The 18,717-nt window shown below is 74.0% G+C and carries 16 protein-coding genes; 7 read left to right on the top strand and 9 right to left on the bottom strand.

Annotation, left to right across the window (positions count from 1 at the left end; translation table 11 throughout):
• Positions 1–9 precede the first annotated feature (9 nt).
• Complete coding sequence (locus ABT122_RS05300; RefSeq protein ID WP_351545618.1) at positions 10–357, top strand: TcmI family type II polyketide cyclase; 348 nt, start codon at positions 10–12, stop codon at positions 355–357.
• Between the two features lie 78 nt (positions 358–435).
• Here the strand turns inward: ABT122_RS05300 and ABT122_RS05295 are convergent, their stop codons facing one another.
• The 3 genes from ABT122_RS05295 to ABT122_RS05285 form a co-directional block, all read right to left on the bottom strand.
• Positions 436–1,563 (bottom strand): methyltransferase, encoded by a 1,128-nt coding sequence (locus ABT122_RS05295; RefSeq protein ID WP_351545615.1) that lies wholly within the window; start codon positions 1,561–1,563, stop codon positions 436–438.
• A gap of 58 nt (positions 1,564–1,621) precedes the next feature.
• On the bottom strand, positions 1,622–2,704 hold the full coding sequence (locus tag ABT122_RS05290) for a right-handed parallel beta-helix repeat-containing protein (RefSeq protein WP_351545612.1): 1,083 nt from the start codon (positions 2,702–2,704) through the stop codon (positions 1,622–1,624).
• 143 nt (positions 2,705–2,847) lie between these two features.
• Positions 2,848–4,146 (bottom strand): flavin-containing monooxygenase, encoded by a 1,299-nt coding sequence (locus ABT122_RS05285; RefSeq protein ID WP_351545609.1) that lies wholly within the window; start codon positions 4,144–4,146, stop codon positions 2,848–2,850.
• A 472-nt stretch (positions 4,147–4,618) separates the two neighbouring features.
• On the opposite strand from ABT122_RS05285, the gene rsgA reads away from it, so the two are divergent.
• Together rsgA and ABT122_RS05275 are read left to right on the top strand one after the other, a co-directional pair.
• On the top strand, positions 4,619–5,734 hold the full coding sequence (gene rsgA, locus ABT122_RS05280; protein WP_351545606.1) for a ribosome small subunit-dependent GTPase A: 1,116 nt from the start codon (positions 4,619–4,621) through the stop codon (positions 5,732–5,734).
• 382 nt (positions 5,735–6,116) lie between these two features.
• On the top strand, positions 6,117–7,406 hold the full coding sequence (locus ABT122_RS05275; protein ID WP_351545604.1) for an SGNH/GDSL hydrolase family protein: 1,290 nt from the start codon (positions 6,117–6,119) through the stop codon (positions 7,404–7,406).
• 37 nt (positions 7,407–7,443) lie between these two features.
• On the opposite strand, the gene ABT122_RS05270 is transcribed toward ABT122_RS05275, so the two are convergent.
• Together ABT122_RS05270 and ABT122_RS05265 are read right to left on the bottom strand one after the other, a co-directional pair.
• A complete protein-coding gene (locus tag ABT122_RS05270; protein WP_351545602.1) occupies positions 7,444–7,926 on the bottom strand; it encodes a DUF456 domain-containing protein in 483 nt (160 codons plus the stop codon).
• Positions 7,927–7,974: 48 nt separating this feature from the next.
• Positions 7,975–8,913: a helix-turn-helix domain-containing protein gene (locus ABT122_RS05265; protein WP_351545599.1), complete on the bottom strand. Its 939-nt coding sequence runs from the start codon at positions 8,911–8,913 to the stop codon at positions 7,975–7,977.
• A gap of 161 nt (positions 8,914–9,074) precedes the next feature.
• On the opposite strand from ABT122_RS05265, the gene ABT122_RS05260 reads away from it, so the two are divergent.
• The 3 genes from ABT122_RS05260 to ABT122_RS05250 all read left to right on the top strand — a co-directional run bounded on the left by ABT122_RS05260 (position 9,075) and on the right by ABT122_RS05250 (position 12,842).
• The gene (locus ABT122_RS05260) at positions 9,075–10,319 is read left to right on the top strand and encodes a protein phosphatase 2C domain-containing protein (protein WP_351545596.1); all 1,245 of its coding nucleotides are present in this window, start codon (positions 9,075–9,077) and stop codon (positions 10,317–10,319) included.
• A gap of 115 nt (positions 10,320–10,434) precedes the next feature.
• Positions 10,435–12,177 carry a pyruvate dehydrogenase gene (locus ABT122_RS05255; RefSeq protein WP_351545593.1) on the top strand — a complete coding sequence of 581 codons (1,743 nt, stop codon included), beginning with the start codon at positions 10,435–10,437 and terminating at the stop codon, positions 12,175–12,177.
• A 203-nt stretch (positions 12,178–12,380) separates the two neighbouring features.
• Entirely contained in the window at positions 12,381–12,842 is a 462-nt protein-coding gene (locus tag ABT122_RS05250) for an ATP-binding protein (protein WP_351545590.1), read from the top strand.
• 64 nt (positions 12,843–12,906) lie between these two features.
• Here the strand turns inward: ABT122_RS05250 and ABT122_RS05245 are convergent, their stop codons facing one another.
• Positions 12,907–14,001 carry a DUF2637 domain-containing protein gene (locus tag ABT122_RS05245; RefSeq protein WP_351545587.1) on the bottom strand — a complete coding sequence of 365 codons (1,095 nt, stop codon included), beginning with the start codon at positions 13,999–14,001 and terminating at the stop codon, positions 12,907–12,909.
• A 232-nt stretch (positions 14,002–14,233) separates the two neighbouring features.
• The gene (locus ABT122_RS05240) at positions 14,234–15,082 is read right to left on the bottom strand and encodes a (2Fe-2S)-binding protein (RefSeq protein WP_351545584.1); all 849 of its coding nucleotides are present in this window, start codon (positions 15,080–15,082) and stop codon (positions 14,234–14,236) included.
• 149 nt (positions 15,083–15,231) lie between these two features.
• Between ABT122_RS05240 and ABT122_RS05235 the strand changes: the two genes are divergently transcribed.
• Complete coding sequence (locus ABT122_RS05235; protein ID WP_351545581.1) at positions 15,232–16,005, top strand: GntR family transcriptional regulator; 774 nt, start codon at positions 15,232–15,234, stop codon at positions 16,003–16,005.
• A gap of 486 nt (positions 16,006–16,491) precedes the next feature.
• On the opposite strand, the gene ABT122_RS05230 is transcribed toward ABT122_RS05235, so the two are convergent.
• Together ABT122_RS05230 and ABT122_RS05225 are read right to left on the bottom strand one after the other, a co-directional pair.
• A complete protein-coding gene (locus tag ABT122_RS05230) occupies positions 16,492–17,265 on the bottom strand; it encodes a hypothetical protein (RefSeq protein ID WP_351545578.1) in 774 nt (257 codons plus the stop codon).
• Between the two features lie 116 nt (positions 17,266–17,381).
• Positions 17,382–18,662, bottom strand: coding sequence for a hypothetical protein (locus ABT122_RS05225; protein WP_351545576.1), 1,281 nt, complete (start codon positions 18,660–18,662; stop codon positions 17,382–17,384).
• Positions 18,663–18,717: the final 55 nt, after the last annotated feature.

Here is an 18,717-nt window from a genome sequence, read left to right as displayed (position 1 = left end):
CGACCGACCGTGTCCCAGCCTGCCCACTACCCGCACCAGGCCCTGATCGTGGCCCGGATGGCGCCCGAGTCGGCCGATGGCATCGCCGAGCTGTTCGCCGCGTCCGACGAGGGCGAACTGCCGCGGCTCGTCGGAGTGAGACGGCGCAGCCTCTTCCAGTTCGGCGATGTGTATCTGCATCTGATCGAGTCGGACCGGCCGCCCGGGCCCGCCGTGGCGAAGGTGGTCGAACACCCCGAGTTCCGGGACCTCAGCGACCGGCTGAACGCGTACATCAGCCCGTACGACCCGGAGACCTGGCAGGGCCCGAAGGACGCCATGGCCCACCGTTTCTACACCTGGTCCCCGCCGGGTTGACCACCGCGCGGCGCGAAGGCGCCCCGGACCCCGGAAGGGGCCCGGGGCGCCTTCGCGCACCCGGGACGCGGCGGTGGTTCACCCGGGTACGGCCGCCACCGCCTCCTGGGCCGAGGGGTCCGTGCCGAGGCCGGTGCCCTCCTCCGCGACCACGGCCTCGAACGCGTGGAGATAGGAGTTCACCGGGCGGACCGAGCCGGGCGGCAGCCCCGCCCGGGTCATCCGCTCCACCATGGACTCCCGGGTGTGCTTGGCGCCGCCCACATTGAGCAGCAGCAGCAGATCCATCGCGGTGGTGAACTTCATCGACGGGGTGTCGTCCACCAGGTTCTCGATCACCACGACCCGCGCCCCGGGACGGGCCGCCGCCACCACATTGCGGAGGGTGGCGTGGGTGCTGTCGTCGTCCCACTCCAGGATGTTCTTGATGATGTAGAGATCCGCGCCGACCGGGATCTCCCGGCGGCAGTCGCCGGGCACGACGCTCACCCGCCCGGCCAGCGCCCCGCCGTCGAGCAGCCGGGGGTCGGCCTTCGCCACCACATCGGGCAGATCCAGGAGGGTGCCGCTCACCCCGGGGTGCTTCTCCAGGAGGCTCGCCAGCACATGCCCCTGGCCGCCGCCGATGTCGGCGACCGAGCCGACCCCGGTGAGGTCGAGCAGCTCGGCCACCTCCAGCGCGGACTGCCGGCTGGAGGTGGTCATGGCCCGGTTGAACACCTGGGCCGACTCGCCGGCGTCCTGGTGCAGATACTCGAAGAAGCCCTTGCCGAAGAGGTCCTGGAAGACCGGGCCGCCGTCCGCGCGCACGGCGTCGTCCAGCCTGGGCCAGGCGGCCCAGGTCCAGGGCTCGGTGCACCACAGGGCGATCCAGCGCAGGCTCTGCGGATCGTCCTCGCGGAGCATCCGGGACATCTCGGTGTGGCCGAAGGTGCCGTCCGGCCGCTCCTCGAAGACACCGTGGCAGGACAGGGCGCGCAGCAGCCGGCGCAGCGGCCGGGGTTCGGCGCGGACCGCCGAGGCCAGCTTCTCCGCGCTCGCGGGGACGTCGCCGAGCGCGTCGGCGACCCCGAGCCGGGCGGCGGCCCGCACGGCGGCGGCGACGGCCGCGCCGAAGACGAGTTCGCGCATCCGCATGCCCGGGGGAGGGGCGGCGGCACCGTCGGCGGGGGCGGTCGGGAACGGTCGGGTACTGAGGGTGGTCATGGGGCCTCGAATCCTTCGGCGGGTGGGAGGGGCGGGCCCGGCGGCCCCGGGCCCCGGGTCAGCACATTCCGGCGGGCTCGGACGACGCGCAGGAGTTCCGGGCGAACCGGTTGCCGCTGCCGCCGCCCCGGTGGACCAGATCGGCCCTGGCGTTGCCCGTCACCGTGTTGTGCTCGACGACGTTGTCGGTGTTGGCCGCGCCGACCATCGACTCGAAGAGCACGATCCCGCCGGACATCGGCGCGGCACCCACGTTGTCGCGGACCGTGTTGCCCCGGACGACGGTGGCCTCGGAGCCGGTGAGGACGATCCCGGAGCCCTGGATGGCGGGGAGCCTCGGGGTCGCCGGACAGAGCCGGTTGTTCCCGGAGACCGTGTTGGAGCGGACGGTCATCGCCCCGGCGGCGGGCCTGGACTCGTCGCCGACGATGAACATCCCGGCGCAGTTCGCGGAGAGCTCATTGCCCCGGACGGTGAGATTCCGGACCCGCCGCACCGTCAGGCCGATCCGGTTCCCGGTCGCCCTGTTGTCGGCGATCACCGCACCGCCCTGGTCGGTCGCGCCGCCCTCGGCGTCCACGGCGTTGGCGAGGAAGATGCCCGCGTCGCCGTTCCCCCGCACCGTGTTCTCCCGGAACGACGCCCGGGTGGAGCGCTGCTGGGCGATCCCCCAGATCCCGTTCTCCTCGGCGGTTACCTGCCGGACGGAGAGCCGGTCGGTGCGGGAGGCCCACAGCCCGTGCCGGCTGAACCCCCGCAGGGTCAGCGAGCGGACCGACACCCGCGCGGTGTCCGCCTCCCCGGTGCCGGTCACACAGATGCCGTGCCCCTCGCGCGCGCAGCTGTTCGCGGCGAGCGAGCGGTCCGTCGCGGGCAGCAGCACGGTCCCGGGGCCCGAGCCGCGCAGGGTCAGCCGGTCGGTGGTGACGAGCACGCTCTCGCGGTACGTCCCCGGGCGCACGACCACCGTGTCCCCGGGCCTCGCGGCGTCGACCGCCGCCTGGATCGACTCCCCGGCGCGCACGGTGTGGGTCGTGCCACCGCCGCCCGCCGGTGCGGCGCCGATCACCCCGGCCACGGCGGCGGCGATCCCCAGGGCGCATCCGAATGGTTTTCCATAGTTTTTTTGTCGTTGTGCCATAAAGCGACGCTATGGGCGTTTCTGAGGGCCCGCCACACGGAGGGGGCGGATCGATGGGCGCCCTCCGTCGTCCGGGTGGCCCCCGGCCCCCGGGCGCGCCCCCCGGGAAGGCGCCCCGGGCCGGCCGGCCCGGGGCGCGGCGCTCAGGGAGTGAGGAAGGTCTTCCCGGAGCCGGACCTCAGGACGTGGTCGATGTGGATCTGGCGCGCGATGAACCGCCCGTTCTCGACACTGGCCGCGATGGCGACCGGGGCGAGAGAGTTCCCGTCCGGGAGCCCCGCGTAGTACAGCCCGGGGACCGTGCCGAGGACGCCCTTCTCCTGGAGGGGCGCCCCTCGGTCGTCGAGCAGCCGGTCCGGCAGAATCCGGTAGTCCGGCCCGAAGCCGGTGCACCAGATGATCGTCGTGATGTCGTGCCGGGCCAGATCGAGGGTGTCCCCGTAATCGGAGAGGTGGTCCAGGCGGACACAGGGCGCCGGAGTCTCCTCCGGCACCACGAAACCCCGGCCGCGGATACCGGCGTCGATGGTGTCGATGACCCGCCGGAACGAACGGGACGACTCCCGGGCGATCGCGGTGACATTGTCCTCCAGCCGCAGGACCCGCCGGTCGGCCGCGCGGACCGAACCGACGAGGACGACTCCCTTCTCCGCCAGCGTGCCGAGATTGAGATCGCTGCTCCCGGCCTTCACGGAGGCCACCCCCAGACCCGGCAGCGCGCCCGAGTCGACGCCTTCCGGGGTGATGTACTCCTCGTACAGAGGGAACACGAACATCCACTCGTGGAGGCTGCGGCCCCGGTAGTGGCGCGGCCACGCCTGGTGCCGGCCGACCGACAGGAACACCTCGCGCCCGGCGTCCGCGAGTTCGTCGGCGATCTGCTGACCGCTGATGCCCGCGCCCACCACGAGCACCGCCCCGCCCGGCAGGGACCCGGGGTTGCGGTAGAACCGCGAGTGCATCTGCCGCACGGACGGGTCGACATCGGACGCGGGAGCGGGCACCCGGGGGGCCGCGTATCCGCCCATCGCCGCCACCAGATTGCGGGACTCGACGACATCCCCCGAGGACAGCCGCGCCCTGAACCGCACCTCGTCGCGGTCACCGGCGTCCGGGGGACACTCGACCTCCCGGACGGCCGTGTGCTCCCGCACCCGCAGATTCCGCTCCTTCGCGTAGTCCCGCAGATGCCCGGCCAGCTCCCGCCCCGGCATGAAACCGTCGGGATCGTCGCCGTCGTACTCCCAGCCGGGGAAGCGGACCGTTCGATTGCCGCTGCCCACGAGCAGGCTGTCCCAGCGCTCGTGCGCCCAGGCCTGACCGATCTCGCCCCGTTCCAGGACGAGCGCCTCCCGGCCCACCTCCCCGAGGGCCGCGGCCACGCCGCACCCCTGCTGGCCACCGCCGATCACCACGGTCTCCGTGTACTCCACTGTTCCCACGATCGAACCTCTCTGCCGTGTTCCTGCACATCGCTGTCGTGCTCCCCCGCGGTTGGGCCGGTCCGGCTCAGATCCTGGCCCGTGAAGTCGGCTCGATGTCAAAGGAACCGCCCGCCGGCCGGGCCGCCCGCGGCCCTCGGCCAGCCACGCGACGGAACGCCGCGGCGTGACGGAATCCGGAGCGGGCCCCGCCCCGCGTGACGAAAGCCCGCTCCCGGGAAATGACTGGCACCCGTGCGCCGGCACGGTTAGCCTTCACTCCGTTCCCCCCGGGAGGCTCTGTGCCGCCCCGGGTCCGGTTCATCGGTCCACAGCGGAAAGCAGGAGGTGACGACGGTGATGACTGTCACGGTGACGGGCTCCGCCCGTATTCAGGAGTTCATCGTTCCCATCCCCGTGGTCTCCGGCTGACACCCGTACACACTCCGCGCGCCGAGCGCGCCGCCGGGGCCACCCTCCGAAGGGTCTCCCCTTGTCCCACACCTCCTCCGACGCGCCGTCCCGCCCCGGCACCCCGCACGCCCTCGCCCCCTACGGCTGGGACGGGCGGTGGGCCGCCGCGTTCGCCCCGTACGCCGCCCAGGGGCTGCTGCCCGGCCGGGTGGTCCGCGTCGACCGAGGGCACTGCGATGTGCTCACCGCCGCCGGACCGGTCCGCGCCGACACCGCCTTCGTCACCCCGCACGACCCGCTGCGGGTCATCTGCACCGGTGACTGGGCCGCCGTCGACCCCGCCGGCGACCCCCTCTTCGTACGGACGTATCTGCCGCGCCGCACCGCCTTCGTGCGCTCCACCTCGTCCAAGCGCTCCGAGGGGCAGATCCTCGCCGCCAACGTCGACCACGCCGTCATCGCGGTCTCCCTCGCCGTCGAACTCGACCTCGGACGGATCGAGCGCTTTCTGGCCCTGGCCTGGGAGAGCGGCGCCCAGCCGATCGTCGTGCTCACCAAGGCCGACCTCGTCCCGGACGCGGCGGGCCTGGCCCATCTGGTCCGCGATGTGGAGCACACCGCCCCCGGGGTGCGGGTGCTGGCCGTCAGTTCGCTGAACGGCGAGGGGACGGCCGAGCTGGCCGGGGCCGTCTCCGGCGGCACGAGTGTGCTGCTGGGAGTCTCCGGCGCGGGCAAGTCCACCCTCGCCAACACGCTGACCGGCACCGATGTGATGGACGTTCAGGCGATCCGGGACATCGACGGCAAGGGGCGGCACACCACCACGACCCGCAATCTGCTGGTCCTGCCCGGCGGCGGGGTGCTCATCGACACGCCCGGACTGCGGGGCGTCGGGCTCTACGACGCCGGGGCCGGGGTGGGGCAGGTCTTCGCGGAGATCGAGGAACTCGCCCGGAACTGCCGCTTCCACGACTGCGCCCACGAGGCCGAGCCGGGGTGCGCGGTGCTGGCCGCGGCGGCCGACGGGTCGCTCGGAGCACGCCGGCTGGAGAGCTACCGCAAGCTGCTGCGGGAGAACCAGCACATCGTCGCCAAGACCGACGCCCGGGTGCGCGCGGAACTCCGCAGGGAGTGGCGGCGCAAGGGCGCGGAGGGCCGGGCGGCGATGGAGGCCAAGCGCGGCCGGCTGCGGTAGGGGCTCCCGCCCGGGGGAGCGCCCGCTTCCCCGGGCGGCCCCGCCGCCCTCCCCGGGACCCCGGGGCCCTCGGGGCCCATGTTCGGGGCCCGTGCGGGCTCTTGGGGGTCCTGGAGAGTCTTGGGGGGTCTTGGGGGGTCTTGAGGGGCCGCCGTCCCCACCCGCTTCCCCGGGCCCCCGTCCCGCCGCCGCACCGCCGTCCCGCCCGTACCGGCCCGTGACATCAGTCATACGCGAGTCCGCTCCTGTCCGTTCCGCCCCAGGTGGGAGCGGGTGAACCGGCCGCCCCGCCCGTCCCGGCGGTGACCGCGACCGCGCGGTGGAACTCGTATAGTCGGGTGAGGTTGCGGGCCGTCGGCCCCGAGGCGAACAGGCGGAGCTGATGACCACGTCCCGGCGGCTGCTGTCCACTGCGGTGGCAGCGGTGACACTCACTCTGCTCACCCCGTCGGGCACCCTCTCCGCCGGACCGGGCACCCGGGACGGCCAGGGCGCGGGCAGCGGCACCGGCCGGGCCTCCGCCGCCGCGCACCACCGGGGCTGGGCCGGGACCTGGCAGGCCTCGCCCTCGCACGCCGTCCCCGCGCTCCCCGGCACCTCCATCCGCAATGTGGTGCACACCAGCGTCGGCGGCGGGGCCGCCCGCGTCAGGGTCACCAACCGCTTCGGCACCGCGCCCCTGCCCATCGGCGCGGTCACCATCGCCCTCCAGCGGCCGGGCCTGCCCAAGAGCCCCGAGGCGGCCCCCGGCACCATGCGCCGGGCGTACTTCGACGGCGCCCGCGCCGTCACCGTCCCCACCGGCCGGGACCTGGTCACCGACCCCGTGCCCATGACGGTGCCCGCCGGCGCCAACCTCCTGATCACGGTCTACACACCCACCGCCGCCGGCCCCGCGACCCAGCACCGGTCCGCCGTCCAGACCAACTTCCTCGCCCCGGGCGCCGGCGACCGCACCGCCGACGAGGGCGGCGCGGCCTACACCACCACCACCGGGTCCTGGCACTACGTCACCGGTGTCGATGTGCTCAGCCCCCGCACCCCGGGCAGCGTCGTCGCACTCGGCGACTCCATCACCGACGGCTCGGGCTCCACCAACAGCGCCAACCGCCGCTGGCCCGACCGGCTCGCCGCCCGGCTCGGCGAACTGCCCCCGCACCGCCGCCCGGGTGTGCTCAACGCGGGGATCGCCGGGAACCGGCTGCTGCTGGACGGCACCGGGCCCAGCATGCTCGCCCGCTTCGACGCCGATGTGCTCTCCCGTACGGGGGTGCGCACCGTGATCGTGCTCGCGGGCGTCAACGACATCAAGAACACCCCCGTCCAGAGCGACCCCGCCGTCTTCGACGCCGCCCACCGGCAGCTCGTCCGCCGGGCCCACGCCCGCGGCATCCAGGTCATCGGCGCCACCATCGCCCCGTTCGGCGGCAACCCGGCCTGGACCGAGGACCGTGAGGCGGTCCGCCGGCAGATCAACCACACCATCAGGACCGGCGGGGTCTTCGACGCGGTCGCCGACTTCGACGCCGCCGTCCGCGACCCGGCCCACCCCACCCGTATCCACCCCGCCTACGACCCCGGGGACCATCTCCACTTCAACGACGCCGGGATGCGGGCCCTGGCCGACGCCGTCGACCTCGACCGGCTCCGGGTCCGCGCCGAGTCCCACTGACCCGACTGACCCCACCGGACCCACAGCCCTCCCGGGCTCAGGTCCACAGGACGGCCACCAGCCACGCCCCCGCCACCACCAGACAGGCGAACAGCTCGACCAGCACACTCGTCCCGGCCGCCCGCATCACCTCCCGGGTGGAGGCCGCCGCCTGCCCGTGGCCGCCGAGGCGGAGGCGCTCGGTGCCGTAGATCCCGCCGATGAAACCGGGGATCGCCCCCACCACCGGCAGCACGACAAAACCCACCACCGCCCCCAGCCCGGCGAAGACCGCCATCCGCCGGGTGATCCCGGTGCCCCGCAGCCGCCGCGGCGGCAGCAGCCACACCACGACCTGGTCCACCAGCAGCAGCGCGGTGGAGGCCACCAGCAGCACCCAGGCCGCCGGGGAGAGTTCGTGCAGCGACCACCAGAGCATCGCCGCCCACACCAGCCACCGCCCGGGCACACCGGGCACCAGGACCCCCACAAGGCCCAGCACCATCACCAGGCCGACCAGCAGAAGCTGCCACACGCCCATCTGCCAAGGGTGCGGGAAACCGGCGGTTCCCGCAGGGGCGGGCCGGCGTCACCCGGCCGGATCGCGCGCCACCCAGCCCCGGGCGTACGCGTGCCAGCCCAGCTGGAGCCGGGTGGTCACCCCGGTCAGCTCCATCAGCCCCTTCACCCGGCGCTGCACCGTCCGCAGCCCCAGGTCCAGACGTTTCGCCACCCGGGCGTCGGTCATCCCGGCGAGCAGCAGCGACAGGATCTCCAGATCCGTCGCGTCGGGGCCCGCCGCCGTCTCCTCGTACCCGCCGGGCGTGGGCCGCAGCGGCAGTGCCTCCCGCCACACCGCCTCGAAGAGGCCGAGCAGCGACTCCAGCAGCCCGCAGCCGTGCACCACCAGCGCGGCGGGCTCCGCGTCCCGGGGGGTCAGCGGGATCATCGCCAGCGCCCGGTCCACCACCAGCAGCGCGCTGGGCACCCGGTCCACCACCCGCACCCGGCCCCGGCCGCCGGGCGCCGGGGGACCGGCCGGCAGGGCGTCCCGCTCGGCGACCACCCGGCAGGCCACCCCGGGCGGCGGGTCGGGCCACGCGCCCGCCGCCGTGACCAGGGCGCACACCTCGTCGGCCGCCCCCAGCCGCAACTGCGCGGACCGGTGCGCGACCGCGCTCGCCCCGGTCACCACCTCCACCAGATCGTGCACGGCCGTCCCCGCGGCCTCGGCCCGGTACTCCTCGGCCAGCGCCGTCGCCGCGACCTCGGCCCGCTCCAGCTCCTGCCGCTGCCGGCTCAGCAGGGCCCCCAGCGCCACCCCCGGCGGCGCCGCGACCCACCTCCCCGCGCCGGCCGACGACCGCGCCGCGAGCCCCTGCTGCTCCAGCCGGCGCAGCGCCCGCTCCGTATCGGTCTCCGGCAGGGCGAGACGGTGCGCGAGATCCGCCACCTCCGCCGCTCCGAGCGCGACCAGCGCGCGGTACGCGGACTCCTGCCTCGCGTCGAGACCAATCGCTCCCAGCACCCGGACCTCCCCTTCCCGATCCGCACATCATGCCCCGCCCGGGGCACCCGTCCGGCCGGGGGAGGGCACCCCGGGGCGGCCCCGAGCACAAGAGGGCGCGTTCCGGGGCCAGTTGGGGCGATCTTGTTTCTCCACCCCGCTCCCGGTGGACAATAAAGGGCATGAGTCAGCAGGCCGCAGACGACTGGTGGAACCGGCTGTACGAGGAGTCGGCCCCGGGGACGGAACCGCCCGAGACGGGCGGGGACAGCCTGGAGGCGCGCTTCGACTCGGCCCTCGGCGCGATGTCCGCCCCCGCCCCGGAACCCATACGCCCACCCGTCCACCGGGCCCCCTGGGAACCCCCGCTCGACCCCCACCCGTCACCACCCCCACCCCCGGAGACCCCTTCCGAACCGAGCCCGTCACCACCCGCGCCGGAGGCGCCCCAGCCGCCGGCCGCGCCCCCGAGCGCGGGCGCCCCCGGGTCCCGCCCGTGGCCGCCCCCGCCTGAGGCGGCCCAGCCCCCGGGCGCCCCCGGGCCCATCCCCGTCCCCGCGCCGGAGGCGCACCCCCCGGGGTACGTCGGCGAGGGGCCTCCCACCTACGAGGCCGAGCCGACGGCCCTCCCCTCCGCCACGCCCGAGAACCTCCCGCACCTGGTCGCCGACACCGTGCTCGACGGGGCCCGGTACGGCACCTGCACGCTCCGGGCCGTGTCCGCGCGCGGCGACTCGGCGCGGTACCGGGGGGAGGTGCGGCGGGAAGCGCTGCTCACCGCCCGGTTCGGGAGCGGGAGCGCCGCGCTGGTGCTGGTCGCCGTGGGGAGCGGGGCGCGGGGCACCGCCGGGGCGCATCTCGCCGCCGCCGACGCCTGCCGCTGGATCGGCGGCGCGATCGGCCGCAGCCACGCCCGGCTCTCGGAGGACATCAGGACCGGGCGGCGCGGAGACCTCAGGTCCGGCCTCCAGCGCCTCACCGAGCGCGGCCTCGGCAAGCTCCGGGCCACCGCCGCCGAGCGCGGGGTCGACCCCGCCGAGTACACCGCCGGGCTGCGCTGTCTGCTGCTCTCCGCCGACCCGGACTGCCGCACCCGGATCTTCTTCGGCGTCGGCCCCGGCGCCCTCCTCCGCCTCCGCGGCGGCGTCTGGCAGGACATCGAACCCACCGCGCCCGCCCCGGAACCCCGGACCCCGGAGCCGTTCCGCTTCCGGGCCTCGGCCGCCCGCCCCGGTGACACCCTGCTGCTCTGCGGCCCCGGCCTCGCCGACCCCCTGCGCTCCGAGCCGCGGCTCGCTGCCGAGCTGGCCCGGCGCTGGGCGGGCCCCGGCGAACCGCCCGGACTCGCCGCCTTCCTGGCGGACACCCAGCTCCGGGTGAAGGGGTACGCCGACGACCGCACCGCCGCCGCCGTCTGGGAGAGCTGACCGCCCGGGGCCCGGCCGGCCCCACCCCACTCGGCCGCGACCGGGAGGCGGGGCGGCGCCACCCGTGGGTTGATGGACCCGAGGGCCGTCACGCCGCAGAGAGGGTGCCCATCCCATGGCCAGACAGAACGTCGCGGAACAGTTCGTGGACATCCTCGTCCGGGCCGGCGTCCAGCGTCTGTACGGAGTCGTCGGCGACAGCCTCAACCCGGTGGTCGACGCCATCCGGCGCAACTCCGCCATCGACTGGATCCAGGTCCGGCACGAGGAGACCGCCGCCTTCGCCGCCGGGGCCGAGGCCCAGATCACCGGGAAGCTCGCCGCCTGCGCGGGCTCCTGCGGACCGGGCAACCTCCACCTCATCAACGGCCTCTACGACGCCCAGCGCTCCATGGCCCCGGTGCTCGCCCTCGCCTCCCAGATCCCCTCCAGCGAGATCGGCCTCGGCTACTTCCAGGAGACCCACCCCGATCAGCTCTTCCGCGAGTGCTCCCACTACAGCGAGCTGATCTCCAACCCCCAGCAGATGCCCCGCCTCCTCCAGAGCGCCATCCAGCACGCCATCGGCCGCAGCGGGGTCAGCGTGGTCTCCCTCCCGGGCGACATCGCCTCCCGCTCCGCCCCGGAGAAGTCCATCGAACACGCCCTGGTCACCACCCGCCCCACGGTGCGCCCCGGCGACGCCGAGATCGACAAGCTCGTGCGGATGATCGACGAAGCGGACCGGATCACCCTCTTCTGCGGCAGCGGCACGGCGGGCGCGCACGCCGAGGTGATGGAATTCGCCGAGCGGGTGAAATCCCCGGTGGGCCACGCGCTGCGCGGCAAGGAGTGGATTCAGTACGACAATCCGTACGACGTCGGCATGAGCGGTCTGCTCGGATACGGCGCGGCGTACGAGGCCACGCACGAGTGCGATCTGCTGATCCTGCTGGGCACGGACTTTCCGTACAACGCCTTTCTCCCCGACGACGTGAAGATTGTCCAGGTCGACATCAGACCCGAGAATCTCGGCCGCCGCTCCAAACTGGACCTCGCGGTCTGGGGGGATGTGCGCGAGACCCTGCGCTGTGTCACTCCCCGGGTGCGGGCCAAGACGAACCGCACATTCCTCGACCGGATGCTGAGGAAACACGCCGACGCGCTGGAGGGGGTGATCAAGGCATACACCCGCAAGGTGGAGAAGCATGTGCCGATCCACCCCGAGTACGTGGCCGCCGTGCTGGACGAGCTGGCCGACGACAATGCCGTGTTCACCGTCGACACGGGAATGTGCAATGTCTGGGCGGCGCGCTATCTCTCGCCGAACGGCCGGCGCCGGATCATCGGATCGTTCAGCCACGGCTCGATGGCGAACGCGCTGCCGCAGGCGATCGGGGCCCAGTTCACCGACCGGGGCCGGCAGGTCGTGTCGATGTCCGGGGACGGCGGATTCACCATGATGATGGGAGACTTCCTCACCCTTGTCCAGTACGACCTTCCGGTGAAGGTGGTGCTGTTCAACAACTCCTCCCTCTCGATGGTGGAGCTGGAGATGCTGGTGGCCGGGCTCCCCTCGTACGGCACGACCAATGTGAACCCGGACTTCGCGGCACTCGCCCGGGCGGCCGGGGCCCATGGCGTACGGGTGGAGAAGCCCAGGCAGCTCGCGGGCGCGCTCCGGGACGCCTTCCGGCACAAGGGCCCGGCGCTGGTGGACGTGGTGACCGATCCGAACGCGCTCTCCATCCCGCCGAAGATCAGTGCCGAGATGGTCTCCGGCTTCGCGCTCTCCGCCAGCAAGATCGTGCTGAACGGCGGGGTGGGACGGATGGTGCAGATGGCCCGGTCCAATCTCCGCAATGTGCCCAGGCCCTGACCCGGACCGCCCCGGTCCCGGCGACACCCGTCTCCCGCATCGGGCGTAGCCGGTGTCCGCAGTCGGTACGAATCGCCCCCGGCTCCTGGCACCGGTTGGCCGTGGGGGAGGCGTGGGCCGAGGCCACCGGGGGCAGTGCTCTCCGTGAAAGTGTTCGACACACAGCGTCAGTCGTGTGGAGCTCCGATGTGCGGGTGGGGATGATGACTGGGCGTCAGGCAGGGGCCGGCGGCAAAGGACAGGGGAGCCACCGAAACGGAGCGGGGGCCCGCGCACCGCTGCTCCGCAGACTGGGGTGCGCCGATCTCAAGTCCGTCCCCGAGGTCCGGCGCCTGCTCCGGGAGCTGCTGCGGCAGTGGGACGGCGCCGATACGGCGGATGTGGCCCAGCTGCTGGCGAGCGAGCTGGTCACCAACGCGCTCATCCACACCGGGCACGGGGCGGTGGTCACCGCGACGGTGGCCTCCTCGACCCTGCGGGTGGAGGTACGCGACTTCATGGCCGGGCTGCCGGTGCCGGACCCGCCCGACAGGCGGCGCGACGCCCTCGATGTCCACGGCCGAGGTCTGGTGCTGGTGGAGAGCCTCGCCGACTCCTGGGGCGTACGGACGCAGAACGTCGGCAAGGTCGTCTGGTTCGAGCTGCACCGGAGGCCGGTCCGATAGATCTCGGACCGGCCTCGGGTGTCGCTGTGGGTCGGCTGCCTCCGGGCCACGCGCCCGGGCCGGCTCAGCCGAACTGCTGCTCCAGGTCCTTCAGTTTGCGCTCCAGGGAGTCCAGGCGCGGAAGGGTCTGGGTGTCGTCCTCGGCGGTGAGGTCGACGGTGATCGGCTCAGCGGCGGGGGCCGAGGCGCCGGACCGGAGAGAGCGCCGCGAAGGGGGAGGAGGCAGCTGTCCGGTTTCTATGGCAGGCTCCGCGACAGGTTTCGAGCCCTCCGTCAGGGCCTGGGCGGAACTCCCCGACTGGCTGGGGCTCGCGCCGCCCTGGCCGGAGGCGAGAACCGGCAGCTCCGGGTCGCGCAGGACACGGCCCCGGCCCCAGGCGCGGTGCTGGCGGTTGAGCGCCTTTATCTGCGCCCGCTCCAGCTTGGCCTGGTCCCGGGCGCGGAGCTGGCTCTCCTTCTTGGCCTGGCGGTCCTCGCGGACCTCCTCGACCGCCTCGTCCAGCGTGCGGACGTTCTCCAGCAGCATCAGCGACCAGGCGTTGAAGGTCTCGCGGGGAGCGCGCAGCCAGCGCACCACCCGGATCTGCGGCAGCGGGCGGGGCACCAGGCCCTGCTCGCGCAGGGCGGCCCTGCGGGTCTGCTTGAGCGCCCGGTCGAAGAGGACCGCGGCCGAGAGCGACATACCGGCGAAGAAGTGCGGGGCACCCGCGTGGTCCAGACCCCGGGGCGCGTGCACCCAGTTGAACCAGGCGGCGGCACCGGCGAAGGTCCACACCAGCAGCCGGGAGCCGAGCGCCGCGTCACCGTGGCTGGCCTCGCGCACGGCGAGCACCGAGCAGAACATCGCGGCGCCGTCGAGACCGAAGGGGACCAGATACTCCCAGCCGCCGGAGAGATTCAGATTCTGCCGGCCGAAGCCGACCAGGCCGTGGAAGGAGAGCGCGGCGGCGACGGCCGCACAGCAGAAGAGGAGTACATAGGACGCCGTACCGTATATGGCTTCCTTGCGCCTGCGGCGGTCCTCGCTGCGCTCCCAGGTGTCCTCGGGCTGCGTCTTGGCGGCGGCTTTCTTGCCGCGTGCGAGTACGGCGACCGCGACCAGGACTCCCACGACCATGACGCCGCCGGGGAGCAGCCAGGTTAGCGATATGTCTCTCATGTTGGTGTCCCTTGCATCTGCATCGCGGTAGGGCGTTTCGGCCGCCATATTGACCGAAGTCCCGGCGATCCCAGGGGGTTTTGTGGCAAGAGAACGCCAATGGGGCCATACGGCATACGGATAGATGGGTTTTACTCGAACTGCCGTACGGGCAGAGTGAGTTGCGTACGATTTATATCACCCGGAAGGGTGGCATGACATCCGGAGTGTGACACCTGCCCGGAGGCGGGGGTCAGGCATTCGGCAGCAGTCGTGTCACACGGGTGGTGTCGCAGGTACGGGGGCAGGTGACACAGGAGTCGTCGGGCCGCAGTGTATAGAACAGGCAGCAGCTCACGCGGTCCCGGGTGGGCATCAGCTCGCCCTGAGGCCCGGTCAGATGCCGGAAGCCCGGGGTCCCGACGTACGGGCGGGTGGTCCGGGGCAGCAGTCGCTCCAGCTCCGCGATGGCCCGCTCCTCCTCACCGAGGAGGTTCCCGATGTGCCAGAGCCCTTCGACGAGATCGTCGGTCACCATGCCCCACAGGGCCCTGCGGCCGCGCCGCATCCGGGTCGCGAAGCCCTCCAGGACCGGTCCGATGTGCGCGGCGACCGAGACGCGCACCTCGTCGCGCAGGGCCTGCTCGTCCGCGACGGGCCGGGCGCCGGGGAGGTGCGCCGCCGGGTCGTCCGGCAGACAGGCGAACTCCGTGACCCGGACGACGGCGAGGCCGTGCGCCCGCCGGAAGGAGAACTGGCCCGGGGCCAGCCGGGGGACCCGCCGGTCCAGGAACCACGGGACGGTGATCAGCAGCGCGGCCGGCCAGGCGTAGCGGTGCAGACCGAAGCCGGCGACCACATCGGGGCGGCCGGGGCGGCCGTGGTCCCGCAGCACCTGTGCCTCGTCCCAGGCGAGAAAGGAGTCGAGCGCGGGTCCCCCGGACGCCAGTTCCGCCCCGCTCACCCAGCCGTCGTCCTCGGGCGCCCGTTCGCCGGGGGCCGGCTCGCGCACGGACAGCCTCGGGAAGGCCCGGGTCAGACGGGCGTACGCGTCCGCGACGGGGGACGCGGGGAGCGGGAGCAGAGCGGGACGAGGGGTCATGAGGGCCCACCGAATCGCGATCGTTAGCAGGTAAGCCTTACCTTACCCCGTCGGGTCGGTGTTTGAACTGCGGTTCAGTCCGCCTATCGTGCACCCTGGGCCCGGGGCAGGCCGGCGGGGCCCGGCATCCGGCCGGAGGAGGAACCGAGATGGAGCAGGCGCGAGCGCGTGAGGCGGCGGCTTCCCCTCGTCCGCGTACGGCCGCCGCCCCCGCCACCGCCTCCTCCGCCCGTCCCCGGCCGCCGGAGCAGGCGAGGGGCGAGCACACCCACAGCGAGCCGCCCTGCCCGCTCTCCCACACGGTGCGGCGGCACTCGGTGCGCGGCCAGATCCTCCACGCCCTGCGGAACGCCCTCGCGGACGGGGAACTGGCGCCGGGGGAGGTGTACTCGGCCCCGCTGCTCGGGGAGCGCTTCGGGGTCTCCGCGACCCCGGTCCGCGAGGCCATGCAGCAACTGGCGGCCGAGGGGGCGGTGGAGGTCGTGCCCAACCGGGGGTTCCGGGTCGCGGTGCGGAGCCACCGGGAGCTGGCCGAACTCGCGGAGCTGCGGGCGCTGATCGAGGTGCCGGTGATCCTGCGGCTGGCGCGCACGGTGCCGGCCGGGCGCTGGGGGGAGCTGCGGCCGCTGGCGGAGGCGGGGATGGCCGCGGCGAAGGAGGGGGATCGGGCGGGGTACGCGGAGGCGGACCGGGCGTTTCACCGCGCGGTGCTGGCGCTGTCGGGGAATGAGCAGTTGGTGGCGGTGGCGGCGGATCTGCATCGGCGGTCGCAGTGGCCGCTGATGGCGGCGCCGGGGCCGCACCGCGCCGAACTGATCGCCGACGCGGCCGAACACACGGCCCTCCTGGAGGCCCTCCCCCTGGCGGACCCCCACACCCTTCACCCCCTCCTGAACACCCACTTCGCCCTCTCCTCCCCCTGACCTCCCCGTGGTGGGATGCGCGTGACAATCCCGCCCCGCCGGGACACACACCCGCCCCTGCCGGGCCCACGTCCACCTGCCTCTGCCGGGCCCACGTTCACCCGCCCCTGCCGTGGGCACGTCCACCCGCCCCTGTCGGGGGCACATGCATCCAGCCCTTCCGGGCGTGCCGAGGCACGAAATCCAGCCCCTCCGGCGATTGAGGAGCGGGGGTTCGGGGGCTGGCCCCCGACGGTGGCCCGCGGGATGCGGGTGTCCTGTGGTGCGGGGTCCGTCCTCAATCTCCCCCAGAGCTGCCTCTGGGAGGTGCCCCCGGACGGGCTGGGTTTGTGCGGGCTACCTGTGGTGCGGGGTCCGTCCTCAAACTCCCCCAGAGCTGCCTCTGGGAGGTGCCCCCGGACGGGCTGGATTTGTGCGGGATTCCTGTGGCGCGGGGAGCGGGGGGCTGGAATCGCCGAGCCTCGCCGGGGGTTGAGGCGCGGGGGGTCAGGCGGCCGGTTCCGGTTGGGTGGGGAAGGAGAGTTGGGCCGCCAGCCAGACAGGGACCCCGCCCAGCAGGCGGAACAACCTCCCCGCCTCCGCCCGAAGCCTCCCCGCCTCCGGCTCCGGCTCACACTCCGCCAGCGCCGCCAGCGTCGGCGCCGTCCCGATCAGATACCCCAGCTCCACCCGAATCCGCAGCGCCTCCGAGAACCCCTTCCGCGCCTCCGCCAACTCCCCCTCCTGGAGCGCCAGCCCCGCCAGGTGCTGCCAGGTGAAGGAGAGCAGCAGGCTGTCCCCCTGCCCCGCCGCGCCCTCGTGCGCCCGGCGGTACGCCACCCGGGCCGCCTGCGGCGAGGCCGCGATGTGTTCCGCGACCAGCCCCCGCCGGAAGTCCAGCAGCGGCCGGCGCGGCGACCCGGGCGCGAGCAGCGCCGCCGCCCGGCCGAGCGCCGACCTGGCCTCGTCGGCCCGGTCCCGCACCCCCAGCCGGGTCGCCGCGTACGCCAGCCTCCCGCGCTCGGAGGCCGCCCCGCCCCGCTCCTCGTCGTCCCGCGCGACGGCCTCCGCCGTGCGCAGCGCGTCCTCCGCCTCCGCCCACCCGTCCCCCGTGAACAGACAGCGTTCGACCAGGAGCCCGGCCCGCTCCAGCGCCGCGGCGGGAACCGCCGCGTGTGGATGGAGCAAGGCCGCCGCGTCGGTCCAACAGCCGCGCGAACGCAGCCGCCATACCGCGGTCTGGAGGGGGTCGTCACCTGCGGTGGTTCCGGAACCAGACATGGCGGTATGCGCCACTATGCCCTCCCCGAGCACGCCATTGAGCTGTTGAGTAGATCGCATCTCAGCATGGATCAGTGCGCCCGGCCAAGGGGTTGGGTGAAATATTTCACAATCTCTCATCGGCCGACGGGGTCGCGCTCGGCCCCGTCCCCGGGGCCGATCAGCGCCAGGTGCCCGCCCTCGTGGAGCGGCGTGGGCACCCGCAGCGTCGTCACCGTCCGCGCCCGGGCGGCGTCCACCAGGTGGATCTCCCCGTGGCCGCCCCGGGTGACGGCCACCAGGTCCCCGCCGGGCGAGGCCGCGACCGCCCGGCGCTGCACCCCGTCCCAGGGTGTGCCGCCCGCGCGCGGCGCCCCCTCCATCGCGGGCAGCGGCAGCCGCCCGGTGACGCGCGGCTCCTCGCCGGGGCCGGCCGAGACGAGGATCAACTCGTCGCCGTCCGGGTGCACCCGGGCGAAGGCGACCCCGCGCGCGGTGACCGCCAGCCGGAACACCAGTCCCGGGCCGAGCGGCAGCCGTCCGGTGGGGTCTTCGGCGCCGCACGGGTCCAGCCGGTGCCACCAGGCGTCGTTGGTCCACTCCGGCCACCGCCCCGGCTCGGCCGGGCCGCCCCGCACACAGGACCAGAGCATCCGCCGCACCGGGTCGAGCCGGAGGTAGTACCCGCGCCCGGGCCCGCCCCACGGCAGCGGCTCCTCCGCCACCAGCGCCGGCCCGGAGCGGCGCGCGCGGTGCACCCCGGAGCCGGCCGCCGCGAAGACCCGGCCGGTGCGCGGATCGCAGGCGTCGCCGTGGCCGTCGTGGTCCGGCAGCGGCAGTTCGTGGACGGGGGTCGCGGGCGGACACGAGGGCGCGGCGGCCAGCAGACCGGCGTGACGGTACGCGGTGAGCGACCCGGGCTCGCGGTGCCGCAGCACCACCAGCGCGTCCCCCTTGGTCCCCTCCGCCCCCAGGATGGTCACCCCGGGCTCGCCCCGGCGGGTCCGCACCCGTACCGCCCGGGGCCGGCCCGGTGCCGCGAGGTCCACCACGGTCAGCAGATCGCTCCAGGCCTCGCTGTTCAGCCCGAGCCCGGTGGTGACCGCGAGCAGCCGCCCGGACGGATCGGCGGCCAGGTGCTCGGCCGGTGCCGCCACCGGCACGGCCGCCCGTACCAGCGGCGCGCCGCGCTCGGGCCCGTGGGCGTCGAGGACGACCAGCTCGCCCGCGAGGTCGTCCACCAGGGCGGTGAGCCCGCCGGGCAGCGCCAGGAATCCGGCGTGCTCGGCGAGATGGCGGCCCTCGACCCGGCCGGTCTCCCGTCCGTCCGGAAGGCTCAACACCCTGATGTTTCCGGCCACTTGGTCGGCGACGAGGAGTCGGGGCCCGGTGGTCGTCGGTGCGGGTTCGGCCGGCATGGCAGCTCCTCCGGAGGGGCGCGGGGGACGGAAACGTTATTGGTAATGATTATCA

The sequence above is a fragment of the Streptomyces sp. NPDC001985 genome, from assembly GCF_040296845.1.
In the GTDB taxonomy this organism is placed as follows: Bacteria; Actinomycetota; Actinomycetes; order Streptomycetales; family Streptomycetaceae; genus Streptomyces.
The sequence above is the reverse complement of the archived record's forward strand: the minus strand, read 5'-3'. Positions and strand labels throughout refer to the sequence as shown.